General features: G+C 68.0%; 7 protein-coding genes. 4 read left to right on the forward strand and 3 right to left on the reverse strand.

All coding sequences use genetic code 11. The annotated features are described in order from the left end of the window. The coding region (locus RTM68_RS15310; RefSeq protein WP_312172517.1) for a M23 family metallopeptidase at positions 1 to 420 on the forward strand (420 nt) is incomplete at its 5' end. An 88-nt stretch (positions 421 to 508) separates the two neighbouring features. Here RTM68_RS15310 and RTM68_RS15315 read toward each other — a convergent pair. Together RTM68_RS15315 and RTM68_RS15320 are read right to left on the reverse strand one after the other, a co-directional pair. Further along, a complete protein-coding gene (locus RTM68_RS15315; protein ID WP_060926386.1) occupies positions 509 to 1,000 on the reverse strand; it encodes an inorganic diphosphatase in 492 nt (163 codons plus the stop codon). Positions 1,001 to 1,042: 42 nt separating this feature from the next. Then, the gene (locus RTM68_RS15320; protein WP_312172521.1) at positions 1,043 to 1,693 is read right to left on the reverse strand and encodes a TMEM175 family protein; all 651 of its coding nucleotides are present in this window, start codon (positions 1,691 to 1,693) and stop codon (positions 1,043 to 1,045) included. A gap of 77 nt (positions 1,694 to 1,770) precedes the next feature. Between RTM68_RS15320 and tilS the strand changes: the two genes are divergently transcribed. Continuing rightward, positions 1,771 to 2,757 (forward strand): tRNA lysidine(34) synthetase TilS, encoded by a 987-nt coding sequence (gene tilS / locus RTM68_RS15325; RefSeq protein ID WP_312172523.1) that lies wholly within the window; start codon positions 1,771 to 1,773, stop codon positions 2,755 to 2,757. Positions 2,758 to 2,880: 123 nt separating this feature from the next. On the opposite strand, the gene RTM68_RS15330 is transcribed toward tilS, so the two are convergent. Beyond that, positions 2,881 to 3,474, reverse strand: coding sequence for a DUF937 domain-containing protein (locus RTM68_RS15330; protein ID WP_312172525.1), 594 nt, complete (start codon positions 3,472 to 3,474; stop codon positions 2,881 to 2,883). A 138-nt stretch (positions 3,475 to 3,612) separates the two neighbouring features. Between RTM68_RS15330 and hpt the strand changes: the two genes are divergently transcribed. Together hpt and RTM68_RS15340 are read left to right on the forward strand one after the other, a co-directional pair. Next, positions 3,613 to 4,164, forward strand: coding sequence for a hypoxanthine phosphoribosyltransferase (gene hpt / locus RTM68_RS15335; RefSeq protein WP_194762702.1), 552 nt, complete (start codon positions 3,613 to 3,615; stop codon positions 4,162 to 4,164). Positions 4,165 to 4,241: 77 nt separating this feature from the next. Then, positions 4,242 to 4,946 (forward strand): AAA family ATPase (locus RTM68_RS15340; RefSeq protein WP_312172527.1); only part of this gene is annotated, 705 nt, incomplete at its 3' end.

The raw sequence follows: 4,946 nt of genomic DNA on the forward strand, positions 1-4,946 counted from the left end.
CAGGCCGGCACCGGGGGATGGGTTCGACCGCAGGGCGGCTACCGCAGCGCCGGCTATGGCTCGCGTCCGCGTCCGTGCCCGGCCTGCTCGGCGTTCCACTACGGAGTCGACCTCGCCAACGGCTGCGGCGCCGCGATCTTCGCCGCACAGTCGGGAACCGTCGATTACGCGGGCCCCAACGGCAACTACGGCAACTACATCCGCATCCAGCACGGCGGCGGCGTCGCGACCGGCTACGCGCACATCAAGCCCGGCGGATTCAACGTGCGCAGCGGGCAGTGGGTCGGCGCGGGTCAGGTCATCGCCTACGCCGGCAACACCGGTGCATCCGTCGGCTGCCACCTGCACTTCGAGGTCTACATCAACGGCGCGTACACCAACCCCATCGACTTCCTCGCGGGTCGCGGCATCTCGGTCTGAGAACCCCGCCTGCATGCACGAGACCCCCGGCCGCTGAGCGGAACCGGGGGTCTCGTGCGTCGGGCTCTATGGCCCGGCGGATGCTGTGTCAGTGGCCCTGCTCGCCGAAGCGGACGATCGCCTCGTCGAGGATGCGCTGCGCCTCAGCGGCGTCGCCCCACTCGTCGACCTTGACCCACTTGTTGGGCTCGAGGTCCTTGTAGTGCTCGAAGAAGTGCGCGATCTCCTTCTTCGTGTACTCGGCGATGTCTCCGATGTCCTGGATGTGGGCCCAGCGCGGGTCCTTCGAGAGCACGGCGACGAGCTTGTCGTCTCCGCCGGCCTCGTCGCTCATCTTGAGCACGGCGACGGGGCGCACCTCGACGACGACGCCCGGGTAGATGGCGTGGTCGAGCAGCACGAGCACGTCGAGCGGGTCGCCGTCCTCGCCGAGGGTGTTGTCGAAGTAGCCGTAGTCGGCCGGGTACCCGAAGGTCGTGTAGAGCACGCGGTCGAGGTGCACTCGTCCGGTCTCGTGGTCGACCTCGTACTTCACGCGGCTGCCGCGCGGGATCTCGATGACGGCGTCGTGTGCGCCCATGCGTGTGCTCCTCAGAATGACGGTTGGATGCCGCGCACTAGCCTAGCCGGGCCGGCGGACGACCCCGGATGCGCGGTTCAGGAGCTTGGTCACGACCCCGGTGAGAAGCAGGATCAGCAGTCCCGCGTATCCGACCGGGGTGACGCAGACCGAGAGCGCCATCGCGATCAGGAAGAGGATGACCGCGGCCAGGTCGCCGGTGATCCCACGGCGCACGACGGCGGCCGGCGTCGTGGTCAGTTCGGGGCGGCGCAGCAGGTAGACCCAGCCGGCGAGAGTGGTGAGCTGTGTGAGGATCAGCGTGCCGATATAGACGACCGGCTGCAGAGCGTCCGTGTCCATCTGGCCGATCATCGCGGTCGGCACCGGAAGCCAGACGATGGTCGCCATCCATGCGATGTTGATCCACAGCAGCGGCGTCGTGATCCACTCCACGTCGCGGTACTGGCGGTGGTGCCCCATCCAGAACGTCGCGATGAGCACGAAGCTGAGGCCGAAGCTCAGCAGCTGCCCGGAGTGCTCGACGAAGAACTCTCCCGTGCTGAGCTTGTCCGTCGCCGCGTCTGACACCGACTCCATGAGCGGCAGGATCAGCAGCGTCATCGCGATCGCCACGACCGCGTCGACGAAAGCTTTGAAGCGCTCGGTCCTGAATCGCCCGTTCCCGACTTCCTGGTCGGCTTGATCTTCCACGTCGTCAGGTTAGAGCTGTGCGGGCTGCCGGCGCGACCGCTTGGTGCAGATCTCGCCCGGTGATCTACCGTGGAGCTGTGCCCTCGCTCTCACCCGTCATCGCCGAGATCCGCCTCGCCGTGCGCACCGCGCTCACCGATCTTCCCCAGGGATCGACGGTGATCGTCGCCCTCTCCGGGGGAGCCGACTCTCTCGCGCTCGCCGCCGCGACCGCGTTCGAGGCGCCGAAGCTCGGTCTGCGTGCAGGCTCGCTGACGGTCGACCACGGGCTGCAGGACGACTCGGATGCCGTCGCCGCGCGCGCCGCGAAGACGGCTGCAGGACTCGGACTCGATGCCCTCATCGTCCGGGTCGACGTCGGGGTCGACGGCGGACCGGAGGCGGCCGCTCGGGACGCGCGGTATCGAGTCCTGAAGGACGCCGCGGCGGATGCGGGCGCAGCGGCCGTGCTTCTCGGCCACACGCTCGACGACCAGGCCGAGACCGTGCTTCTCGGCCTCGCCCGCGGATCCGGAGCTGCCAGCCTGCAGGGCATGGCTCCGGTGCGCGAGGACGACGACGGAGTGCGCTGGATCCGGCCGCTGCTCGGCGTGCGGCGCGAGACGACGCGCGCGTTCTGCGCGGCATCCGATCTCGACGTCTGGGACGATCCCCACAACTCGGAGGAGCGTTTCGCGCGCGTCCGAGTGCGCGACCGTGTGCTGCCGGTGCTCGAGTCCGAGCTCGGGCCGGGCATCGCCGAGGCGCTCGCGCGCACGGCTGAGCAGCTTCGGGAGGATGCCGAGGCATTCGACGAGATGATCCACGAGACCATCGAAGACATCGTCGAGCACGCCGAGGCCGGCATCTCTGTCAGTGTCGCGGCCCTCGCCGCCAATCCGGCCGCACTGCGCAACCGGATCATCCGGCTCGTCGTCGACAGCGAGTTCGGCGTGAGCCTGACGCGACTGCAGACCCTCGAGGTCGCACGCCTCGTGACGGACTGGTCGGGGCAGGGGCCGATCGACCTGCCCGCGTGCGCCGCCGTGCGACAGGGCGGACGCATCGTCTTCACGGCGCGCTGAGTCGCGACGTTCGTCTCGCTTCCCTCGCTCGACGACCGGGTCGGGTGGTGCTGGTCGTTGAGCGAGCGCGGCGGAGCCGAGCGAGACGAAACGTGCCCTTCGGCGAACGTGCTCCGTTCGCGGTTACTTCTTGCCGCCGCCGAGGAGGCCGCCGAGCAGGTCGCCGATTCCGCCCCCGCCCGACGACTTGCCGCCGCCGAGCAATCCGCCGAGCAGGTCACCGATTCCGCCGCCGCCCGACGAGTTGCCGCCGCCGAGCAGCCCGCCGATCACGTCGCCGATACCGCCGCCGCCGGACTGCGTCTCTGCGGTCTCGGTCTTCGTGCTCTTGTCTTTGGTCGCGTTCGCGATGAGGCCCATCACGATCGGCGCGAGGATCGGCAGGAGCTTGCCGAAGTCGATGCCGGCGGTCTCCTTCGATTCGGTGAGCTTCTCGGTCACCTTCTTCTCGTCGGCGCCGAGGATGTGCGAGACGATCTTGCCGCCGTCGGCCTGATCGATCTCGTCGACCTTCGAGGCACCGGCCTTGCCCTCGTGACGCTTCAGCGCGTTCTCGATCGCGGACGAGCCCTCCGACGTGGAGGCGTTCTTCGCGAGGCCGCCGAGCAGCACCGCACCGCCCTGCTCGACTCCGGCCTTCGCGACCTCGGGGGAGACGCCGAGCTTCGCGGCGATGTCGTCGATCGGCACCTGCTTCAGGATGTCGTCAAGAGCCATGGAGATTCCTTCCGTCAGGGGCATCCGCCCGTCTCACGGCTCAGAGTAGTGCGGATGCCGGAGGCGCACCCGGAATTCTGGTTGCCGATCTGCGGATCCTGTGTGGGAGCATGGGCGCGCGTCACCTAAAATCGATCCATGCGCGCCGCGGAAATCCAGGACGACCTTGCCCAGATCCTCGTCACCGAGGAGGAGATCATCGCGAAGCTCGACGAGCTGGCAGCGCAGGTCGCCGTCGACTACGAGGGCAAGGAGCTCATCCTCGTCGGCGTGCTGAAGGGCGCGGTCATGGTCATGGCCGACTTCGCTCGCGCGCTGCCCTTCCACGCGCCGATGGACTGGATGGCGGTGTCGAGCTACGGAGCGAGCACCAAGTCGAGCGGTGTGGTGCAGATCCGCAAGGACCTCGACACCGACCTCAACGGCAAGCACGTGCTGATCGTCGAAGACATCATCGACTCGGGCCTGACCCTCAGCTGGCTGCTCGAGAACTTCGAGTCCCGTGGCGCAGAATCGATCGAGGTGCTCGCGCTGCTGCGCAAGCCCGAGGCCGCCAAGGTCGTCATCGACTGCAAGTACGTGGGCTTCGACATCCCCACCGACTTCGTGGTCGGGTACGGCCTCGACTACGACGAGCGCTACCGCAACCTGCGCGACGTCGCGGTGCTGGCGCCGCACGTCTACAGCTGACTCGGGCCGGCGTGCCGATACGCCGTGGGTGAACGCACAGCAGGCACCTAGCGCCCGCGCGATACGCTGATCCGACCATGGATGTCAAGAAGCTCACGCGGAACCCGCTGATCTACGTCGCTCTGATCGGTCTGCTGCTGTTCGGCGGCTTCCTGCTGATCTCGAACCTCGGCGCGCCGAAGCAGATCACGACGCAGGAGGGCCTCGAGCTGCTCTCCGGCGAGACGGTCACCGAGGTCGTCACGACCGACGGCGACCAGCGTGTCGACATGACGCTGTCGAAGGCGTTCGAGGGCTCAGAGAACGTGCAGTTCTACTACGTCGAGGCCCGCGCGGACGAGGTCGTGAAGGCGATCAACACCGCCGACCCGAAGGACGGCTTCAACGACGCCGTGCCGCGGGCGACCTGGTTCGACGGCATCCTCTCCCTTCTTCTTCCGCTCGTGCTGCTCGGCCTGCTGTTCTGGTGGCTGCTGTCGTCGATGCAGGGCGGTGGCGGCAAGGTCATGCAGTTCGGCAAGTCCAAGGCCAAGCTCGTCAACAAGGAGACCCCGACGGTCACCTTCGCCGACGTCGCCGGCGCCGACGAGGCGATCGAGGAGCTCCACGAGATCAAGGAGTTCCTGCAGGACCCCGCCAAGTTCCAGGCCATCGGCGCCCGCATCCCGAAGGGCGTGCTGCTGTACGGCCCTCCCGGAACCGGAAAGACCCTGCTGGCCCGCGCCGTCGCCGGTGAGGCGGGCGCGCCCTTCTACTCCATCTCGGGGTCGGACTTCGTCGAG

The sequence above is a fragment of the Microbacterium sp. genome, from assembly GCF_031988965.1.
Classification (GTDB): Bacteria; Actinomycetota; Actinomycetes; order Actinomycetales; family Microbacteriaceae; genus Microbacterium.